Source organism: Ruegeria profundi (genome assembly GCF_020171505.1).
Taxonomy (GTDB): Bacteria; Pseudomonadota; Alphaproteobacteria; order Rhodobacterales; family Rhodobacteraceae; genus Ruegeria; species Ruegeria profundi.
In genome coordinates this window covers 23,330-42,999 of the sequence record NZ_JAIUZS010000003.1, presented here as the reverse complement: position 1 = coordinate 42,999, position 19,670 = coordinate 23,330, and the positions used below count along the sequence as shown (strand labels likewise).

Sequence of the window (19,670 nt, the reverse complement as noted above, 5' to 3'; positions counted from 1 at the left end):
TCCTAAGTTGACCATCAACTTCATTCACTGCGATGTTTTCGCGGCCAAGCCCTATAGCGGCAATAGTCTGGCAGTATTTACAGATTCCGAAGGGCTGACCGGCGAACAAATGCTGACCATTACCCAGGAGATGCGACACTTTGAGTCGATCTTCCTGAGTGAGAACAATGGTCAAATCTCTGCACGAGTGTTTGATCTCTTTGAGGAGCTACCATTTGCAGGTCACCCCATTATCGGTGCTGCTTGCACATTGCATAGAGAAGCGGGCACCGAAGGCTCGCGGGAGTGGACGATCAGCTTGCAGGGCGGAAGAGAGGTCATTGTTTCGACGCAGTACCGGGATGGGCACTATTTCGGCGCACTTGATCAAGGCAGGCCCGAGATAATCGGTACGGTCGACGCGCAAGAACGGCAGGGCATTGCCAGAGCTTTTAATCTGGATCAACTTGCTGACTTTCCGCTGGACGTCATCTCAACAGGTTTGAAATACCTCGTCGTTCCGGTTTTGGGAGGGTTGAAGGACGCGCAGATCACAGTTCCCGATTTGGAGCAGTCGCTGAAACGTTTCGGGGCGGAGTTTGCATATCTGCTCGATGTCCACACATTTGAAGGGCGGCATTGGAACAATGACGGGGTCATGGAGGATGTCGCAACCGGCAGCGCCGCTGGCGTGGTTGGAGCCTATGCTCTAAAACATGGACTGGCGGAATCAGGCCGCAGTTTTCCTTTGAAGCAGGGCCACTTTATGGGGCGGCCGAGCGAGATAATCGTGACGCCCTTCGGCACGCCTGACGACATCAAAAGAGTGACGGTCGCAGGCGAAGTCGCTTATGTCGGCCGCGGTGAAGTGATTGCGCCATGATCCCAGTCATCGGCTCAGAAACCATCCGCCCGTTTTTAAACATCGAGCAATTGATCCCGGCCGCAGAGTTAGCATTCCAGGCGATCTCGGACGGCAGGGCGCAATCGCCCGTTTATGTTCTGCATCCCAATGATCTGGCCGACATCCATGTCAAGTCGGCGTCTCTGCCCGGGTGTCCGATTTTTACGGTCAAGATGGCGGGCTGGTCCCAGATCCTCGCAGATCGGGGCGAACCGGCATCCAGTGGTATGATTGCGGTTTTTGACAGCAAAACCTGCAAGCCGCTGGCCATCCTGCAAGACGACCATCTGATTTCGGATTACCGGACCGCGGCGGCAGGTGCGGTGGTGGCAAGACTGTTGGCTCCGCAATCGGCCCGGTCCGCCTTGATCGTCGGAACCGGGACGCAAGCGCGGTTGCAGGCTGAAGCCTTGCTTGCGGTGCGCGCAATCAAGACCTTTAAGATCTGGGGGCGGGATCGCGCCAAAGCCAGTGAGCTATGTTTATCTTTGGAGTCGCGTCTCACCGGGGTGTCCTTGCAAGTGGTTGATGACTTGCCGACTGCAGTTGCCAAAGCCGATGTGATTGTAACCGCGACCGGAGCAAAAGAGCCCTTGATACAGGCCGATTGGCTCAGACCGGGCCATCACATCACCTCTGTCGGATCGGACGACACCACCAAATGCGAGATTGATCCGGAAATCCTGAAAGACTCAGAGGTTTTTGTCGACTCAAAGGCCACGGCTCTAATGTACGGGGCAACAGCCCGCGCGCTCTCGGCAAATGTGTTGACCGAAGACGCATTTACCGAAATCGGATCCGTGATTTCGCGGGAAAGCGGGAACAGGAAGGCAACAACTGTCGCATGCCTCTCGGGGTTGGGTGTGCAGGATTTGACCACCGTAAATGCCATTTGGGGAGAGCTTGCCTCAGCCGCAATCGGGTAACAGCGGTAAGAAACGTCCGGTCCCTAGTTTCAAAATGTAAGGCAAGACAAAATGACAACAGTGTATGTAAACGGCAGCTTTTTAGAACAGCGGGAAGCAAGGATATCGGTTTTTGACCGCGGTTACCTGTTTGCCGACGCCGTTGGATGAGGTGCGCCGGATCCAGCTGAACCTGATCAAGAAAAACGCCATCACCGATGGTCTGGTTTATGTTCAAGTCACGCGCGGTATTGCTGAGCGCGACTTTGCCTTTCCACCGGAGGGGACAAATCAGTCGGTTGTAATGTTCACGCAGTCAAAACCTGGGATTGCCGACATCCCCATCGAGCAGCTGGCGTTTAAGGTCAAAACTTTGCCAGACCTGCGATGGGCGAGGCGAGATATCAAGACGGTGCAGCTTCTCTATCCCTCGCTTGCAAAGATGGAAGCAAAGGGAGAAGGCTGCGACGATGCCTGGCTCGTCGCTGACGGCCTTGTGGCCGAAGGTACTTCGAACAATGCCTATATCGTGAAAGGTGATTGCATCATCACCCGGAACCGTATCGAGCGGCAGAATCGTGTTTTTGGGATCTTGGCCGCAGTATAGAACGTGAGCTGTTCCGTGGGGATGATAACCAAATCCCCTTGCGCTAGACCAATGGGTTCATCGACACCATCGACGCGAATAAGACAGTTGCCGCGATGCGCGAAGTGAAATCTCGCAACGTTTCCACAGCTTGGAACTGCGACGCCCCACAGCCTTGTGAATGATGCGCGAAAATAGATCGTTCCGCGCATGGAAAGGTTGGTCAGGATGTCACTCAGAAGATCAAGCAGGGTAAAACCATACGGCCCAAAGCGAACGTGTACAGAGGTCTCAACGAACTTGTACAGAGGTCTGAACTATCTGCATGACATTTAGAACGTTCGCGCATTCAAATACATCAGATCCTGTGGGTACTCATACGGTATCAACAATCTAAAGGAAATTCCGGCATGAAAAAGCTTCTGACCACGGTTGCAATCGCTCTGTCCATGGCAGGTGTTCAGGCGTCCGCAAAGGATGTTGCTGACATGAGTGATCTTGAATACGCACATATCGCCTACACGGCCGATAACATCGATATTCGCTACGCGCATCTGGCGCTTGCGCTGTCGAACAATCCCGACATCCATGAGTTTGCAAACACAATGATCCGCGACCATACCGCGGTTAACGAAGCCGCATTGGGCCTTCTCGACAAGCTTGGTGCATCGGCGCAAGACAATGCATTCAGCCAGCAGCTCAATGCAAATGCAGACGAGATTATTGATGGCTTCGTAAAACTGCGCGGCGCAGAGTTTGACGCGGCATATGCAGCCAACGAACTCGCCTATCACAAGGCGGTGAACGATCTGGTCGAGAACACTATGATCCCGAATATCGACAATGCCGAAGTAAAGGCGCTGTTCGAGCAGGGCCTTGAAATATTCAAGGCCCATGAAGGTCACGCCGAAATGATGGTTAAATCGCTGCAGTGAAGCGGGATTTACCAACACGCAGGGGCGTGATTGTTGGAGCGGCTGCAGTAGCAGCCGCTCCGATTCCGCAGCTTCTTATGGCCGAAACGCCGGTGGTGCACGAAGTTGAGATTCGATCATTCGAGTATCTTCCTGCCGTGGTCCAAGTACGCATTGGCGACACCATACGATGGACCAACAAGGACATTGCTCCTCACACGGCAACCGCTGATGAGTTTGGGTGGGAAACTGAGACCCTGGAACGGAACGACACGGCTTCGATCGAAGTGTTTGAAGCTATGGAATTGTCCTATTTTTGTGCTTTCCACCCGCACATGAAAGGTCAGATCGAGATTATCGAGTAGCGGGCCAAAGAAGCATAGCGGATGCCCAGGCGGGAGTTGCATACCAAAGAAGAGCAGACATCTGAGTGGCCCGCAGCATATGTCGAATTGGGCGCAGAGCAGACCCCAGAGGCAGTGCTGCATCGCGTGGTATGTACTGCTGGTTTGGCTGCTGCTGTTAGACTTGACTGCAATTACGACCCTCGCCAGTCGGCGGTATACTTTGGGGCGAGCTTGTTCACAAACAAGGCACCACTTTGAGATCGCACTCAGGACAGCCGAATTCCTCTCGACCGAAAACATCTTATGATCTTCAAAAACCCAGCCTGATCAAAGGCCCGCTCGAAAAACACACCCGGCGTCCCAGCCTCGTTTCGAAATCCAACTGAATCAGAACGCAAAGCAAAAACAGAACCCATGAAACAAATCACTTCATTCACTGCGATTACTTCTTTGCTGATATTCGCATCCCAGGCGAATGCGCATGTTTCCCTGGCAGAAACCGAGGTTGTGCAGGGGGAAACCGCGCGTCTGACGCTGCGCATTCCCCATGGCTGCGGAGACGAGGCAACCTTGCGCGTCCGTGTCCAAATCCCAGAGGGATTAATCGCGGCGCAGCCGATGGTCAAAGCCGGATGGACACTTGAAACAGTGATCGGCGAATACCGGAACAGTTACGAATATTATGGTAGCACCGTCTCGGAAGGCGTGCAGGAAATCATATGGTCCGGAGAGCTTCTGAACGCTTACTATGATGAATTTGTATTCCGCGCCTGGATCAGCGATCATGTAACTGCAGGCGAAACTCTCTACATTCCCGCGATCCAGGAATGCGCGAACAGCGAGCGATACTGGATCGAAATCCCTGAGGCTGGGCAAGACGGTCATAACCTGGAAGCTCCGGCACCAAGTGTTTTGGTTGTGCCGGCGAGTGCTGATGAGGGCCACAGCCACTGAATGGTCCTTGTCACGTTAACTGCCGTTCGGTTGCTATTGCCTTGGTTAGGACGCAGGGGGCATCGATGAATTCATCCAGGTGCCATTTGTCAGCCGCCGTATGCCGGTCGCGCATTGGGGCTTGAACAATCGGATCGAAGACTCGCACATGCCAACACGAAAACGCGAGAAGCTGATGGGACGGTTCAAATCTCCCTTACAAGCACAGAGACTTCTGGCTGCCCAAGATCAGATCAACACCGTCATTCGCCCGCGCCGCTATCAGCTTTCCGCCATCTCGTAGGGCGTCAACGTCATTTGACTTCAACCGGCCTGCTCAGCCAGAATAGTGTGCCAAGGCACACAATAGTTACATTCATTCGTAAGGTTGGCAGTTAAGTAGACGACCTGCCGCTCTTGTGTGTCCAGGCTCGACGTATTGAACCCATCCTACATGAAGGTATGCCCGGCCGACAATTGAGGGCTGAGTGCCATCTATTCCCAGGCGAAAACCGATCTCTCTTGATGCTTGCCGCAAAGTGTCGGCGAAACCGATTGACCCGAAGCAGGATCGCTTCACGACTTGCAACGACCTCGCGCTCGGCAAGAACGCCTTCGATATCAGAAGCGCTCATGTTGAATTGCTGATAGACCCAGACGGCCTAGGCGATGATCTCACGCAGGAAGCAAAAGCATTATAGGCGAGACACGGAAATCGGTACGATTTTTGGTCGCTGTTATTGCAAAGACGAAGCAAGAACAATTTGGCAGTACCCAGTAAATAAATCCCACATCTGAAACCAGTCTTTTACCGTTTCCGCTTTACGAGAGCGAAACGCCGAAACTGCGTTTTACGTTTGGAAGGAAAGAAGATGTCACCCGAACACGCAAAAGTTCTCTCGAAGTTTGGCCTGAATGGCGAGGCGAGAGGCTACCTGACCAAGGGCGGGGAGTTAATTGTCCCCCTTCTGCCGGAGGTTCTGGATCACTTCTACGCCATTATTACCGAAGACCCGGAAACGGCACGGTTCTTTCCCGACAAAGCCCTGATGGAACGCGCCAAAGCAGGGCAGCAGCGGCACTGGGAGATGCTTCTGTCCGGAGAATTCAGCGAGGCCTATTTTGCGTCAGCCTATCGCATTGGTCGGATCCACCCCAAGATCGGCCTGCCGTTTCTCTTTTATCTGTCTGGCTATGCGAACGTGACCTCCCATATCCAGGAGCTGTTGCTAAAAAAATACGGCGGCCTCAGCGGAGCATGGAGATACAGAAACCTGCCGGCAATTTTTACCGCTTTGACTCGTGCTTTTGCACTGGATACCCACATCATATTGGATGCGCATTTTGCAGCCGAGAGGGAAGAGCAAGAAGCCGCATTCCGGCATCTTATCGACGGCATTAGCCGGATGGCTGCACGGGATATGACCGCACCTATTCCTTCTCCTAAGGACAGCGACTTCCCCGAACGGTTCAACCCTGTCAGGGAATCCTTTAACGGGCTCATGCAGACGCTGCGCGAGACTATGGTCTCGGTCCAGGACACTGCCAACAGCCTGCACGTCATTGCGAATGAGGTTGCGCAATCGGCGGAGGATCTTTCCAAGCGCACCGAGTCTCAGGCAGCCACTCTAGAAGAGACCGCAGCCGCTTTGGAGGAAATTACGGTGAGCATGCGATCGTCAGCGGAAGCGACAGCGGCAACCAACCGGACGGTCTCTGAGACGCGCATCCACGCTGAGCAAGGCACCGACGTGGTCAAAAATGCAATCCAGAAGATGCAGGAGATCGAGGAGTCATCCAGCAGAATTTCCCAGATCATCAGCGTGATTGATGATATCGCCTTCCAGACAAATCTGCTCGCACTCAATGCAGGTGTCGAAGCCGCTCGTGCTGGAGAATCCGGACGCGGGTTCGTAGTCGTGGCCTCGGAGGTGCGGTCGCTCGCACAGAAGACGACTGAATCGGCAAATGAAATCAAAACACTGATCAATGTCAGCTCGGCGCATGTGGAAAGCGGTGTGGCTCTTGTCGATGAAACAGGGAGCGCCCTTGATCGAATGGTTGCCGACATCAAACGGACATCGGAACTGACCGGGGATGCGGCGAGTTCCGCTCAGGAGCAATCGACAGGCCTTTCCGAAATTAACACCGGTGTTGTGCAGCTTGACCAGGTTACCCAGCAAAATGCTGCAATGGTCGAGCAGACAACGGCTGCAGCTTTTTCAATGCAGCAGGAGGTAAGCATGCTCGCTGAGCTTGTTGGGTCTTTCCAGGTCACCAGAAAAGAAAAGTACGCGGCCGCAGAGGATGCCCCCAAGGACCACGCCCGACCTCCAGAGCTCCAGGTTGTCGGCGGGAAACCCTGAAGAGTATGAAGTGGACCGCGCTGCACATGGTTTGATCCGCGGTTGCGTGGCAAGGTTATGGCCGTAAATCCGAAAAGGTTGATCCCGACCGGTTCGAGCGCGCTCTGGAAGACATCGAAACCGGGATTGCTCGGGTCGAGGCCGATGGCGAAGCCAATCCGCTTGTCACGCGTACGCGAACCTCGACGCCACGCAAGTCCAACCGGGTATCATTGCCCAAAGATTTGCCGCGCATCGAAGAGGTGACCGAGCTGGACAGCACGGTTTGCTGTTGTGGCGCTGACCGGCATGTGATTGGCGAGGATGTCAGCGAGCGGCTTGATGTCGTAATCGCCCAGCTCCGCGTGGTCGTCACCCGCCGCCCGCAATATGCCTGCCGTTCCTGCGAAGAAGGCATCGTCCAAGCACCCGCTCCGGCGCACCTGATACCAGGTGGGATGCCGACCGAGGCCACAATTGCGCACGTGCCCCCTCGGCAGATTTGGCTTTGCCAAATCGCCTGCCGGTCAATGGGTGTCAAAATATGCGGATCACTGTCCGCTTCACAGGCAATCCCAAATCCTGATTTGTGCAGGCATCGAAATTCACCGGACCACTTTGGCTGATTGGGTCGGCAAGGCCGCCTTCCATCTGGAACCGGTGGGTACCCGCCTGAAACAAAACAGCGTCAGGCATGCTGCTATCTGCGCAATCTATTGCAGCGGTCCCGGCGAAAATGGTCTTCCCCGAACGCCTTAATGAGAAGTTGATCGTTTCTGATGGAAATCGGCTTGCGATCCGAAGCAGAAAATAAACCTATTTCTCTTTGAGCAATGCTGTTTGGTTTATCGAAACCGTTCCCTGGGTCAGATAGCCAGGCAGTTTTGGCGACGGCAAAACAGATAGAGTTTGTAGCCTTCTGCACGTCCGCTCCCGTGCTTCCTGAAGATGAAGTTCCAGCAGTGAAGCTGCATTCGCCGTGTCGTTGCGCGCCAGTGCTTCGAGAACCGAGATGTGTTCTTGAATAAGCCGGCCTGCTGCAGGAGACCGGCCAAGAAGGAGGCGAAACATCTCATTGATTGCCAGGACCAGACGCGATTTTTGGAGGACCTTGAGCAGATGGGTGTTCGTGCAGCCAGACAGCGCCTGAACATGCAGCGCATTCTCTAATTCCGAAAGGGCAGCCGCACTTGGTTCAGCTTCCTGGCTGCTAAGTTCCTTGGCAAAGGCAAGGGCGCTATCAATATGTGATTTTTCGATCCGCGGCGCGGCCTCAGCAAGGGCGACAGGCTCAAGCAAGATGCGCAATTGATAGTGGTTGCGCACATCTAAAGCGGTCAAAACCGGGAGCACCCATTTTGAGCGCTCACTCTTCTCGACAATGCCGGAACTACGGAGTTGCGAGAGCATGTCACGGACGACTGACCGGCTGACGGAAAAACGATCGGTTAGCCGCACTTCGTTAATTTGCAGAGGGCCAAAGGGTAGGGCGCGTATCAGTTCTTCGCGCAGGACTGGTAGCATTTGGTCAGTGTTGGAAACGGCCCTTGGGATCGTGCCACTTGTCTTCGAGTCAAACAAAGCCCGCTCGATCGAATCTCGGCGCGGAGGGGCAGAAGAATCACTTCCGACAAGAAAGCCGCGGCCGTCGAAACGCGTGATTAATTGCGTCGTGTGAAGCTCAGCAAGCGCCTTTCGGATGGTGGTTCTGCTGGCATCAAAATGTCGTGCCAAAGGTTCTTCGGTCAGAACTTGACCGGTCTCCAGCCGACCGGCGTTGATGGCGTCCCTGATTGCCTGAGAGATCGATATGTATCTGGGAATTATCGACAAATTCTTACTAAACCTTTGCGTTTTGCCCTGAAATCCCGGCCGTCGGCTGGAACTTGCAGAGCGCTAAGCCTCTCGCCGCTCAATATCCTAAGGGGCCAGATCACAAAACAAAAGACTTCTCTTTTTTAAAAAACGATCTTATGAATACGAAAAATCATTAATGTGCTGGAGGACACAGAATGGCACTTTCCGAAGCAACGGAGCAGAACCCGTATTCAGATGAAAGATCGCATCTACTAGAGGAGTCCATTCTACCGGTCTGGCTAAATCAGCGGACGATTGGTGGACTGGGATATGTGTGGATTTGGATCGGTATGGCGGTGATCATCGCAACGTTCCAGTTGGGAGCGGGCGGGGTCGCCGGGCTGCCCCTGACAACGGTGATCGCCACGATATTTCTCGCTAACCTTACGCTAGGTCTGGTAATGGCGCTCACGGCGGATATTGGCACCGAGCACGGCATCAGCTTTGCCGTCTATCTGCGGGCACCGTTTGGCACTGTTGGCACACATTTACCTTCGGTCACACGAGGGATCGTGGCGGCTGCTTGGTTCGGCATTCAGACCTACCTCGGAGCGCTCGCGCTGAACGGTATCGTGTCCTACTTCGGCGGGTTCGACAGCTGGGTATTCTGGTATATCGTTTTCGGACTGGTTCAGATCATCAATACCGCTATGGGTATCCGGGCCGTTCAGTTGCTTGCCAGCATTGCGGCGCCCGCGATCATCGCGATTTCGATCTGGATGTATTTTACCCTCGAGAACGTTGCTGCGGCAGGTGGACACAACATCTGGACCTTTGCCGGCGATGGGGAAATGAGCATTATCGCGCTCTTCGTGGCCAACATGGCATTCTGGTCGCCGCTTGCAGTGGATATCCCGAATATTACCCGGTTTTTGAAGACTGAAGGTGGCGAGAAAAGCTTCTTTCGGCGCAACCGCAATATTTTTATGGCGCAGTTCATCGCGCTGCCGGTGGCGCAGAGTTGGATCGCGCTGATCGGGGCAGTTTCGTTTATCGCGACCGGTGACTGGAATCCGATCAACGTCATTCAGGAGCAGGGGACCGGGATAACGCTGATTGTTTTGCTGGTGATGGTAATCCTGGCGCAATGGTCCACCAACACCAGCGCAAACCTGATCCCTGCCGCGCTGACCTTCGTGAACGCTGGCGCACCGCGTATCACCTATGCGATGGGTATCTTGATTGCGGGTATCGTTGGCACGCTCACTATGCCCTGGCTGATCCTGAACCATCTGTTCACCTATCTTGGCATGTATGGGGCAATGCTTTCTGCAGTGGGCGGTATCATGGTTTGCGACTATTTCCTGATCCGTGGTCGCCGCCTGAACGTACCTGAACTGTACCGTGAACACGGCCAGTTCCGTTACTTTGGTGGCTGGAACCCGGCGGGTCTGATTGCCTGGGTCGTTGGCGGTGGACTGGCACTGTACTTCATCCAATACGCCTATGTCGTTGGCTTCCCGACTGCGATGGCAGTGTATTTCATCCTGATGAAAGTCTGGATTCTGCCGCGTCATGATCAGGCCGAGATCAAAGACCCGGACGATGAGAAATACCTTGCGACATCGGTGAACATGAACTGGGTCTACACAGCGGAAAGCGGAATGCAGCGGGTCAGAACCGCGGACATTCCGGCGGATGCGGTCGCCCGCGAAGACTTGTAAGCCGGCTCAATCCGGGCGGGTGCAGACCACACCCGCCCATGGAGAACATCATGACAGTGTTTCACGAACATCACCCAGCCGAGGCAAAGACAGCCTCGGCGACCGACCAGACCGTCGCTGCGCTGCGGGCACTGGAAAGCTGGAAGGCCTCAGGCGCCTGCACAGCCATCACGGCAGATCGCGCGATGAAGCTGGCAACGCAGGCTGAGGAACGGGCCGCTCACGGCCGGTCATTGGGGCCTTTGGACGGGATGGGTGTCGTTTGGAAGGACATCATAGATCAGAAGGGGCAGGTGACCACGTGCGGATCGGAGCTGCGCAAATCTGCGCCACCGGCGATGCAGGACGCGCGTTGTGTCGCGTTACTTGAGGCGGCCGGAGGAGTATCTCTTGCAAGAACCGGGCTGTCGGAATTCGCCTTCTCAGGCCTTGGCATCAATCCGCATTTCGGCACGCCGCCATCGGCCTTGTCGGAGACGGTCCCGCTGCTGCCGGGGGGGTCAACGTCAGGATCCGCAGTTCTGGTTGCGGCTGGTCTGGCTGATCTGGGGGTGGGAACGGACACTTCGGGGTCCATCCGACTGCCTGCGGTGCTGAACGGCATTTATGGCTTCAAACCCAGTTCGAACCGCTATGACAGAGCTGGTGTTCACGAGCTGTCCCGGACTCTTGATACCGTTGGCACGCTGGCGCGGTCCTTTGACGTGCTGCGTTCGGCCGATCAAGTTCTGAGCATCCAACCGACCCCAAAACCCGACGCAGCGAAGACCGAAATACTGGACCTTTCAGCTTCCTTAGGACCGGCTTGGGGGCAGGATGTTTCTGCAGCCTATGAGGCGGCGCTTGGCCATATCACAGCGGCTGGATGGACTGTGCGTCCTGCGCGTCTGAAATCGGTTGATGAGTTGCGTGTTTTAACCGCCTCTGAGGGGCCGCTGGTCGCAATCGAGGCTAGGCGGAAATATGCAGATCTGCTTGCCAGCGCACAGGCCAATAAGATTGATCCGATGATCCGCGCGCGGCTAGAGCAAGCACCGGTTCTCAGCGACGCGCAATATGCCAGTTACCTGCACAAGCGGGAACAGTTGATTTCTGCCGCCCGCGCCGAGATCGGGAACAGGCTGCTCGCCTTTCCTACAGTGCCCTCGCTGCGCCATTCGTTACCTGTTTACCAGAACGACCCAGACGCGGCGCAGGAACTGAACGCCAGATTGCTGGCCGCCACAATGGTCGGCAGCCTTTTGGACTGGCCCGGTCTTGCTGTGCCGCTGCGCGACGCGGGTGGCCGGGTCGAGGGTTCGATCCTGCTATCGGCCGCGTCCGGAAATGACGATGGGCTGCTGTCCCAAGCCGAACAGCTCATTCCCGCACTTACCCATCCAATCTTAAACACGTAAGGGAGAATGAAATGACAAAGAAGATTTTTGTCGCTTATGGCGTGGATGTCGATGCCGTTGCCGGCTGGCTCGGTTCATATGGCGGTGAGGATTCGCCTGATGACATCTCGCGCGGGATGTTCGCGGGTGAAGTCGGCTCGCCGAGATTGCTGAAACTGTTCGAAAAATATGGCATCAGGACAACCTGGTTCATTCCGGGTCACTCGATTGAAACCTTCCCCGAGGAAATGGCCGCGGTCGCCAAGGCAGGTCACGAAATCGGCATTCACGGCTATTCGCATGAAAACCCAATTGCGATGACCCGAGAGCAGGAAACGGCCATCCTGGACAAGTCGATTGAGTTGGCAACAGCCCTGAGCGGCAAACGCCCGACCGGTTACGTTGCACCTTGGTGGGAGTTCTCGAATGTCACCAACGAACTGCTGCTGGAACGCGGGATCAAGTACGACCACTCGCTGATGCACAATGATTTTCACCCCTACCGGGTGCGGGTCGGCGATAGCTGGACCAAGATCGACTATAGCCAGCATCCCGATAGCTGGATGAAGCCGCTGGAGCGGGGCGAGGAAACCGACCTGATCGAAATCCCCGCTAACTGGTATCTGGATGATCTGCCGCCGATGATGTTCATCAAAAAATCGCCGAACAGCCACGGTTTCGTCAATCCGCGCGATATTGAGCAAATGTGGAAGGATCAGTTCGATTACGTCTACCGTGAAAACGACTATGCCGTTTTCACCATGACCATTCACCCTGATGTTTCGGGCCGTCCACAGGTTCTGCTGATGCATGAGCGGCTGATCGAGTACATCAACAGCCACGAGGGCGTGCAATGGGCCACCTTCGACGAGATCGCTGACGACTACAACGCACGAGCACCACGCTAGTCATGATCAAATCGGGCAGGCGGGACCGCGACCCGCCTGTTCGGTACAGAGGACCATAATATGTGCGGATTATGCGGAATATTTGGTACAGACAATCACTGGAGTGCCGCAGGGCGTGAAACAGGCGCTTCGGCAGATCCGGTGCAACGGCGTCGAGATCGTGCTGATCGAATTGCAGCAGTAAATCGGATGCTGGCCCACAGACGCATTCAACTTTCAGATTGGCAGGGTCAAAGTTACGTCCTACGAAATATGACCGGCCATACGGCCATTGTCAGCAACGTAACAGAAGTATGGGCCGCGCTGGAGACAGAATTCGGTAACAGCTTCGACCCATTGGACGAAGCGAACTTCCCTTGTGTGGAGGTTGAGAAATGAGCCAACGGTCTCTTGTTCCAATCACTCTTCTGACAGGTTTTCTGGGTGCAGGAAAGACGACTTGGCTCTCAGCTGCGTTGCAGAGTGAAACTGCCGACCGGGTCGCAGTTCTTGTGAATGAATTTGGTGAGGTTGGCATTGATCACATATTGGTCGGGGAAATTGCGCCGGACACTGTGCTGCTCAACTCCGGGTGCGTCTGCTGCCAGATCCGCGGAGAACTGAAAGACGCGATTCTGAATTTGTTAACTCGGGCCCACCGCGGCGAAATCCCTCAATTTGACCGAATTGTAATAGAAACTACCGGGCTGGCCGATCCATCACAGATCCTTTCTACGCTAACTTTCGACCCAGTGCTGCATAACCAGGTCGTCTTGCAGGATGTTGTTACCGTGGTCGACGTAATGAACGGTGCATCTTTGCATGCTGATCAGCCAGAATGGATCGCGCAAGTGGCCGCAGCCAGCACGATCCTGATATCAAAAACAGATCTTGCTCCGGAAGCTTTACTACCGGACCTGCAGCTTAGGCTAAGTTTGATCAACCCGGTCGCACGACAACTGGACGCCCAGCGAAATCTGACGTTCGCTGATATTACGTCCAGTTCGAGCATCGACGTGAGCAGTCTGCAGTTTCCCGGGTCGGCCCATCGCGACGGTACCGGGGCGGCGACCCTTGTCCTGACTTTTGACACGTCACTGGACTGGACATCTTTTGTAGTCTGGCTGTCTGCTGTGATCCAACGACACGGTGCCAATCTTCTGCGCGTAAAATGCTTGTTGAAAACGCAGGAAGGGGTTGTTCTGATTGATGGCGTTGGACACACGCTGCATCACCCGCGTCATCTTGACAGTGAAATCGCTTCCAATCAAAAGTCGCACCTCGTATTCATTGCGCGTGACCTCGATATGGTTCGATTGCGCGCTTCTTTTGAAGCTTTCTTGAACGTAAAGGTATCGTAACGGGCGGAGTGAAGAATGTCTGATCCAGTGACAACGCCCTTTGTGAACACCAATCCGGCGGTGCTTCGCGTGTTGGGTACTGGCGTGACGCTGATCGATACGATTCATGCTTCTGCCGAGGCCGATCTGGGGATCCGTCTGGAGTTTACCGCTCTGGATGGGATCAAGTCACAACGTCGCGGCGTGCTGGCGCCGGACAGTTTTGATATCTACGATCAGTGGTTTCACGATCTTGACCTGGTATGGCCAGCAAGGTCACTGCGCCCGATTGATGTGGACCGGATCACCTGTTGGGACCAGGTAAGCAACTGGGCTGTATTGCACCCCGAGCCAAACAGCCATGTACCAAGCGGAACACCTCTGGATCGGCTTTATGTGCAGGAAAATGGCGAATTAGGAAGCGCTGTCTCTGGGCGTATTTCGATGCTGCCGACAGTCTACAACGCCGACAGTTTTGCAATCGTAGGAGAAAGCTCCGTACCCGAACCTACCAGTTGGGGAGATCTTTTATCTGAACAATGGCGCGGTCGCGTCGCTATTCAGGCAGACGCCGCCATTGGTGTGCCCGACCTTCTACTGGCTTTGCGTGCGCGGGGTGAGTTTCTTTGTGACAACCCCGGCAATTTGACGTTAAACGAAATCAAAAGCTTCATCCGGTTGGTCAAGCAGTATCAACTTGCGGGTCATTTTGCTGGTTTCTGGACTGACAGAACACCCAGCCCCGATAGTGGTGCCACGCTGTCAACAATGTGGTGGTCGAACTATCTGTCTCAAAAGGCAAAAGGCATACCAATTCGAATGTGTTCTCCTTCGGAAGGGTATCGGGGATGGTGCGGAGGTATGGCGCTTTCGCAGAAAATGGATAAGCGCACGGAAGAGCTTGCATACGCCTATTTGAACTGGTGGTTGTCGGGCCCGGCTGGTGCAATCATGGCTCGCAACGGCGCATATATGGTCGCTCCGGATGCGGTTCGCAAAAACCTTTCTGCCAATGAATGGAATTTCTGGTATGGTGGAGAGCCGGCCGTTTCGGAAATACATGATGCCTTTGGCAACGTCGTCTACTTACCCGGCGAACGTCGCGAAGGCGGTAGTTACGAGACCCGGCAAGGGCAAATCGCAATCTGGAACTCCGTGATGGAGGAACACAATTTCCTAGTGCGGTTGTGGGATTTAATCACCATGGATGCACTCATTTAGTGACAGTGTAACGGTGCCATGTGCCGAAAAAAATGGGCCGCCAACAATGACTCGACAGTCAGCCAAAACGGACACTGGTCCTCTTGAATTTTGTCGGCGGGCTTGCCGAACCCTGTAAATCTGGTCTTAGAGTGGGGGTCGCTTTGGCATACAGAATCCGCCTTACTAAATTGTTTATTTTGCTGCTAATCCGCGAGCAACAAGTGTGCATCAGCTTTCGCATTGGCCTCAGAGGCAGTGTGGCGCTTATCGCCAAGTTCCTGAAATTCTGTTCCGGCTTCGTATATCCGCTGAGCGCCAACATTCATGGGCCGCGTGAACTCGTCCCAAAACTCTAACACCAAACACGGATCAAATTAGCTCAATTCACCTCATTTCCAAGAATTTCACGCATACGCGTAATGGCAATTAGGGTATGTTGCTATTGAGTCTGAATGAAATTGAAGGAAGGCCGCGCAGCATGGCGAGGATACCGTCATTGAAGAGCATTCAGGCCTTTGAGGCCGCTTGCCGACATCTGAGCTTTAAGGACGCCGCAGATGAGTTGTGCGTGACGCCGACAGCCGTGTCACATCAAATTAAGTCGTTGGAAGAACAACTGGGCGTATCTCTTTTTCACCGGTTGACGCGTGCGCTGAAGCTGACGGAGGAAGGCGCCAACTACGCTCCTTACATAATCGCCGCTTTCAAGAGTATTGAGGCCGGCTCTCTCGCCCTTGAGGAAGACGTGCTGGGTGGGACCTTGACCATTTCAACGACTGGTTCATTTGCCGCCAATTGGCTTAGTCCCAGGCTGCGCAGTTTTTACGAGGAATATCCTGAAATCTCGGTTCGCGTTTTGTCCAGCGATCAATTGGTGGATTTCAAGTCAAGTAACGTAGACGTTGCTATTCGCTATGGGTTTGGTGACTATCCTGAAAGTAATGTCGTCTGGGTTTTGAATGACCGGGTCGCACCCGTTTGCAGCATTGAAAAGGCAAGAGAACTGACGTCGCCTTCCGATTTGCTGGAGGCAAAGCTGATAGAATATCAGTGGAGTGGGTACTCCGAGGCGGATCCAAGCTGGGAGCGGTGGATGGATGTTGTCGGGCTGAAGGACAGCAACGTCGAACCCTACGTCACTTACTCTGAAGAACATATCTGCTTATTGACCGCTAGTGACGGCCACGGGGTTGCATTGGTCAGCCTTTTGGCCGCCGCGCGTTTTCTGGAAAAGGAAATGCTGGTCGCACCTTTTGACACGTCGCTGGAAAACAAGAGTTACTACCTTGTTTGCCCTGAAACTTACGCCAATCGCGCTCGGGTGCGGGTATTCCGTGAGTGGTTGCTGGATCAGGCGGACGAGTTTCGCGACAGTGCAGTGGGCCAGAGGTTTTTCGAGGACTGAACCCGCAAAACCGATCTAATCCATCGGTTGAATTTTTGTCATTTCTCAATTGTGCCAAAGCATGCGTTTCTGGACTCTCAAACAGGAGTTTCCGCTTATGCAGCAATATATCCCGTCGCAACCCGATGGCTTTAACAAAAGTATGAAAAGCGCCATTTCTGATGACGGCGTCCCGGTGCTTTCAAAGCACTACGTTGTTCCCGCGCGATGTGGTGTGGCAGTTCGTTTGGCTGCAGGGCACAGTCTGACAATCACCAATCCGACGGGCTGGCAAGTCTGTGATTTCTGGGCGTTTAATGCGAGTGACACTCAGGAATACATGTCGATGCCACACGTTCATACAGATCTTCTTTCCATCTCTCCCGAAGTGGGTGACAAACTGGTCAGCAATCTGCGCAACCCTTTGTTGACCGTGACGCAAGACAGCTCACCTGGTGTACACGACACGCTTATCGCAGCCTGCGACGCCAATCGATACAAACAGCTTGGTTGTACGGAATATCATGACAATTGTGCCGACAATCTCAGGCAAGCAATGATTGCAATTGGGCAAGTGGCACCCGTTGTGCCTGCGCCCTTCAACCTTTGGATGAATGTTCCGGTCCTTGTCGAAGGCGGACTTCAATGGGCGCCGCCAGTTTCCAAGCCAGGCGACACGATAACTTTCAAAGCAGAGATGTCGGTCTATGCGGTCATGTCTGCATGTCCGCAGGACATTACACCGGTCAATGGGGATGAAGGTACGCCCAGCTCGTTGGAATTTGTTGTAAATGCCGGCTGATAGTGGAGCCATATTTGCGGCAAAGTGGGTCATTGTTGATGCGTTTCACAGTCATGAGAACCACGCGATTTATGTCAGCCAAGGAAAAATCTGTGACCTTGCGCCGTTTTCGGAACTAAGGTCGCGCTACCCTGAAGCAACGCTGCACAAAGACGAAAGTACCGTGATCGCACCGGGTTTCGTGAATGCTCACCACCATTGTTTTGGGGTGAATCTGGTCAATCAAGGGATTCTTGACGATGTCTTGGAACCTTGGATTTTGTCCGCTGCCGGAGCTGCGGATATCTCGTCCAGAACGGCCACAGAATACGCCTCACTACGGCTACTAAAAAGCGGGGTAACGGCCGTTGTGGATTGCTGCACAGCCGCAGAGACCGTGGCGCTTTCCGAAAGTAAAATCAGGGAAAAAATCCAAGTATTTTCGAGTCTGGGTCTTGCCTGCGCAGTCGCACCCGGAGAACGCTGGCAAAATCGGCTGGTGCACCCCGATGGGCAGGATCAAGCTTTCCTTGCGTCATTGCCTGATAGCTTAAGAGGAACGCTGCAGCGCAAACACATTTCTCGCAAACGCTTGGAACCGGAAAACTACGTAAACCTGATTTCCCGATTACACGAAGAATACCAGGGAACGGATACCGTGGATATTTGGTTTGGGCCAACGGCACCCCACTGGACGGGGCGACGGCTTTTGCGCGACATCGGCCGAACGGTACGGGAAAAAGGTGTGCGCGTTCAAACCCACGCGGAAGAGTCGTTACTGCAACATCGGACCATTGGGGGTGCTGATTTTCCGACTTCCATTAGCGAATTGGCCCAGTCCGGCTTGTTAAATGAAAATCTGTCGTTGGCACACATGGTCTGGGCCGATGACAAAGATCTGGACCGTGTCGCCGAGATGGGGGCTCATATCGTTTGCAACCCCAGTTCAAATTTGCGGTTGCGGTGTGGGATCGCGCGCGCACCAAGAATGAAGAGTTTGGGGATAAATTTTGCGCTTGGGATGGATGGCACGAGCCTGGCAAATGATGATGACATGTTCGCAGAGATGCGCCTGGCCCGGAACCTCTACTGGTCTGACGATCCGACACAACCGGACCTGAGCGCGCAAGACGTCTTTGACATGGCAACGATGGGCGGCGCGCGCCTGATGGGTATGGATCAACACATTGGCAGTCTCTCAATTGGCAAACGCGCCGATTTTCAAATTGTAAACCTGAACCGCCTGAAAGGACCTTGGCTGGCCGAGCATGTTGATCCGGTTGAGCTGCTGGTGAGCAGTGCAAAGGCTACGGACATCCAAAAGGTTTACACTGGCGGTTCATTGGCAGTTGTAGACGGAGAAACATGTGGTCGCGACGAGCACGATGTTTTTCAGAACGTGGCCGAAGAAATGCAACGCGCGACCGACCAAAAACTCAGCACGAAGGACTACGCCACCCTTAGGTCTTGCCTGATGCGTTGGTACGAGAACTGGTTGGCAGACAACGTCAGACCTGCGTGACGAAAGAGCATGAAATTGCAAAAGAAAATCGTCCGGCACAATGGCGCAAAAAGCGCCTGTGCAGTCACATCTGGTATTGATGCTGATTGTCTGATCCACTTTCAAAAGCAACAGATGGTCATGATTGGCTGTATCCAATTTCCATAGGCAGATATGGACCAACGGCATTGCCAAGTTGTTTTCTGCAGTGTCTGAAAAATTGGCACAGACTGGTTCATACTGCTGTTTCGGCAGTGTAGTTGGCCCAGAGGTTAAATGCATCGTTGCGGGCGTGGCGGTATGAGGCGGCGGTGAGTTGATAACGGCAGGGGCAGAAGATCAGATCGATCCGGTCATGCGCGGACAGAAACCTCTGAGCTAGCCAGTTGGATTTGAACCAACCGAACATCTTCGCCCGTTTGCGGGTCTTTCTGTGCGATACTTCGATCGCGGTGTTGAGACCTTTGTGGGCGCGGCGTTCAGTGTCTGGGGCCAGAGCTTTGATTGGTTTGATTTAGCTGTGCAATTTGTTGGTGATCACGACCCATAGTTGCCCAAACTGCGAAACCAGTCTTTGAAAAACCGCTTCTCCGCTTTTGCATTCCTACGCATTTGCACGAGAATATCGACAACACCTCCATTTGCGTTGATCGCCCGCCACAGCCGGATTGCTTCCCGTATGACCATCACACCCCGCGCTGCCAACAGGATCTCGACACGTGCCGTGTTCAGAAGCGCGGCAAATTGGTCGATATTCTCACGGC

At 54.1% G+C, this 19,670-nt stretch carries 17 protein-coding genes and 4 pseudogenes; 17 read left to right on the top strand and 4 right to left on the bottom strand.

Annotated elements, in window-relative coordinates; genetic code table 11:
* The first annotated feature begins 7 nt into the window (after positions 1 to 7).
* The 3 genes and pseudogenes from LCM21_RS06400 to LCM21_RS06390 all read left to right on the top strand — a co-directional run.
* Positions 8 to 862, top strand: coding sequence for a PhzF family phenazine biosynthesis protein (locus LCM21_RS06400; protein WP_224889847.1), 855 nt, complete (start codon positions 8 to 10; stop codon positions 860 to 862).
* Positions 859 to 1,809 (top strand): ornithine cyclodeaminase family protein, encoded by a 951-nt coding sequence (locus LCM21_RS06395; protein ID WP_224889846.1) that lies wholly within the window; start codon positions 859 to 861, stop codon positions 1,807 to 1,809. Before LCM21_RS06400 ends, LCM21_RS06395 begins: the two co-directional genes overlap by 4 nt.
* A gap of 51 nt (positions 1,810 to 1,860) precedes the next feature.
* A pseudogene (locus LCM21_RS06390) lies at positions 1,861 to 2,344 on the top strand (aminotransferase class IV); the annotation flags it as partial.
* Here the strand turns inward: LCM21_RS06390 and LCM21_RS06385 are convergent.
* Positions 2,311 to 2,586 carry a cupin domain-containing protein gene (locus LCM21_RS06385; protein ID WP_263618934.1) on the bottom strand — a complete coding sequence of 92 codons (276 nt, stop codon included), beginning with the start codon at positions 2,584 to 2,586 and terminating at the stop codon, positions 2,311 to 2,313. The pseudogene LCM21_RS06390 and the gene LCM21_RS06385 sit on opposite strands and share 34 nt — an antisense overlap.
* Positions 2,587 to 2,784: 198 nt before the next feature.
* Between LCM21_RS06385 and LCM21_RS06380 the strand changes: the two genes are divergently transcribed.
* The 4 genes and pseudogenes from LCM21_RS06380 to LCM21_RS06365 all read left to right on the top strand — a co-directional run.
* Positions 2,785 to 3,309 carry a DUF4142 domain-containing protein gene (locus tag LCM21_RS06380; RefSeq protein ID WP_224889845.1) on the top strand — a complete coding sequence of 175 codons (525 nt, stop codon included), beginning with the start codon at positions 2,785 to 2,787 and terminating at the stop codon, positions 3,307 to 3,309.
* Between the two features lie 77 nt (positions 3,310 to 3,386).
* Positions 3,387 to 3,653, top strand: coding sequence for a cupredoxin domain-containing protein (locus tag LCM21_RS06375; RefSeq protein ID WP_224889844.1), 267 nt, complete (start codon positions 3,387 to 3,389; stop codon positions 3,651 to 3,653).
* A gap of 396 nt (positions 3,654 to 4,049) precedes the next feature.
* Complete coding sequence (locus LCM21_RS06370) at positions 4,050 to 4,589, top strand: YcnI family copper-binding membrane protein (protein ID WP_224889843.1); 540 nt, start codon at positions 4,050 to 4,052, stop codon at positions 4,587 to 4,589.
* A gap of 109 nt (positions 4,590 to 4,698) precedes the next feature.
* Positions 4,699 to 4,872, top strand: a pseudogene (locus LCM21_RS06365) (IS6 family transposase); the annotation flags it as partial.
* A 20-nt stretch (positions 4,873 to 4,892) separates the two neighbouring features.
* Here the strand turns inward: LCM21_RS06365 and LCM21_RS20840 are convergent.
* Positions 4,893 to 4,997, bottom strand: a complete 105-nt coding sequence (locus tag LCM21_RS20840; protein WP_224890518.1) for a carboxymuconolactone decarboxylase family protein — start codon at positions 4,995 to 4,997, stop codon at positions 4,893 to 4,895.
* Between the two features lie 443 nt (positions 4,998 to 5,440).
* On the opposite strand from LCM21_RS20840, the gene LCM21_RS06355 reads away from it, so the two are divergent.
* Both LCM21_RS06355 and LCM21_RS06350 read left to right on the top strand, forming a co-directional pair.
* Positions 5,441 to 6,934, top strand: a complete 1,494-nt coding sequence (locus LCM21_RS06355; RefSeq protein ID WP_224889842.1) for a methyl-accepting chemotaxis protein — start codon at positions 5,441 to 5,443, stop codon at positions 6,932 to 6,934.
* A gap of 56 nt (positions 6,935 to 6,990) precedes the next feature.
* Positions 6,991 to 7,576, top strand: a pseudogene (locus tag LCM21_RS06350) (transposase); the annotation flags it as partial.
* A 153-nt stretch (positions 7,577 to 7,729) separates the two neighbouring features.
* Here the strand turns inward: LCM21_RS06350 and LCM21_RS06345 are convergent.
* Positions 7,730 to 8,746 (bottom strand): GntR family transcriptional regulator, encoded by a 1,017-nt coding sequence (locus LCM21_RS06345; protein WP_224889841.1) that lies wholly within the window; start codon positions 8,744 to 8,746, stop codon positions 7,730 to 7,732.
* Between the two features lie 179 nt (positions 8,747 to 8,925).
* Between LCM21_RS06345 and LCM21_RS06340 the strand changes: the two genes are divergently transcribed.
* From LCM21_RS06340 to LCM21_RS06305, 8 genes are all read left to right on the top strand, one after another.
* A complete protein-coding gene (locus LCM21_RS06340) occupies positions 8,926 to 10,434 on the top strand; it encodes an NCS1 family transporter (RefSeq protein ID WP_224889840.1) in 1,509 nt (502 codons plus the stop codon).
* Positions 10,435 to 10,484: 50 nt separating this feature from the next.
* Positions 10,485 to 11,831: an amidase family protein gene (locus LCM21_RS06335; protein WP_224889839.1), complete on the top strand. Its 1,347-nt coding sequence runs from the start codon at positions 10,485 to 10,487 to the stop codon at positions 11,829 to 11,831.
* Between the two features lie 11 nt (positions 11,832 to 11,842).
* On the top strand, positions 11,843 to 12,718 hold the full coding sequence (locus LCM21_RS06330) for a polysaccharide deacetylase family protein (protein ID WP_224889838.1): 876 nt from the start codon (positions 11,843 to 11,845) through the stop codon (positions 12,716 to 12,718).
* A 374-nt stretch (positions 12,719 to 13,092) separates the two neighbouring features.
* On the top strand, positions 13,093 to 14,058 hold the full coding sequence (locus LCM21_RS06325) for a CobW family GTP-binding protein (protein WP_224889837.1): 966 nt from the start codon (positions 13,093 to 13,095) through the stop codon (positions 14,056 to 14,058).
* 15 nt (positions 14,059 to 14,073) lie between these two features.
* Positions 14,074 to 15,258 (top strand): ABC transporter substrate-binding protein, encoded by a 1,185-nt coding sequence (locus LCM21_RS06320; RefSeq protein ID WP_224889836.1) that lies wholly within the window; start codon positions 14,074 to 14,076, stop codon positions 15,256 to 15,258.
* 415 nt (positions 15,259 to 15,673) lie between these two features.
* Positions 15,674 to 16,645: a transcriptional regulator GcvA gene (gcvA, locus tag LCM21_RS06315; RefSeq protein WP_319003902.1), complete on the top strand. Its 972-nt coding sequence runs from the start codon at positions 15,674 to 15,676 to the stop codon at positions 16,643 to 16,645.
* A 97-nt stretch (positions 16,646 to 16,742) separates the two neighbouring features.
* A complete protein-coding gene (locus LCM21_RS06310) occupies positions 16,743 to 17,426 on the top strand; it encodes a DUF1989 domain-containing protein (protein WP_224889834.1) in 684 nt (227 codons plus the stop codon).
* Positions 17,416 to 18,927 carry an amidohydrolase family protein gene (locus LCM21_RS06305; RefSeq protein ID WP_224889833.1) on the top strand — a complete coding sequence of 504 codons (1,512 nt, stop codon included), beginning with the start codon at positions 17,416 to 17,418 and terminating at the stop codon, positions 18,925 to 18,927. Before LCM21_RS06310 ends, LCM21_RS06305 begins: the two co-directional genes overlap by 11 nt.
* 214 nt (positions 18,928 to 19,141) lie before the next feature.
* Here LCM21_RS06305 and LCM21_RS06300 read toward each other — a convergent pair.
* Positions 19,142 to 19,638: pseudogene (locus LCM21_RS06300) on the bottom strand (DDE-type integrase/transposase/recombinase); the annotation flags it as partial.
* Positions 19,639 to 19,670: the final 32 nt, after the last annotated feature.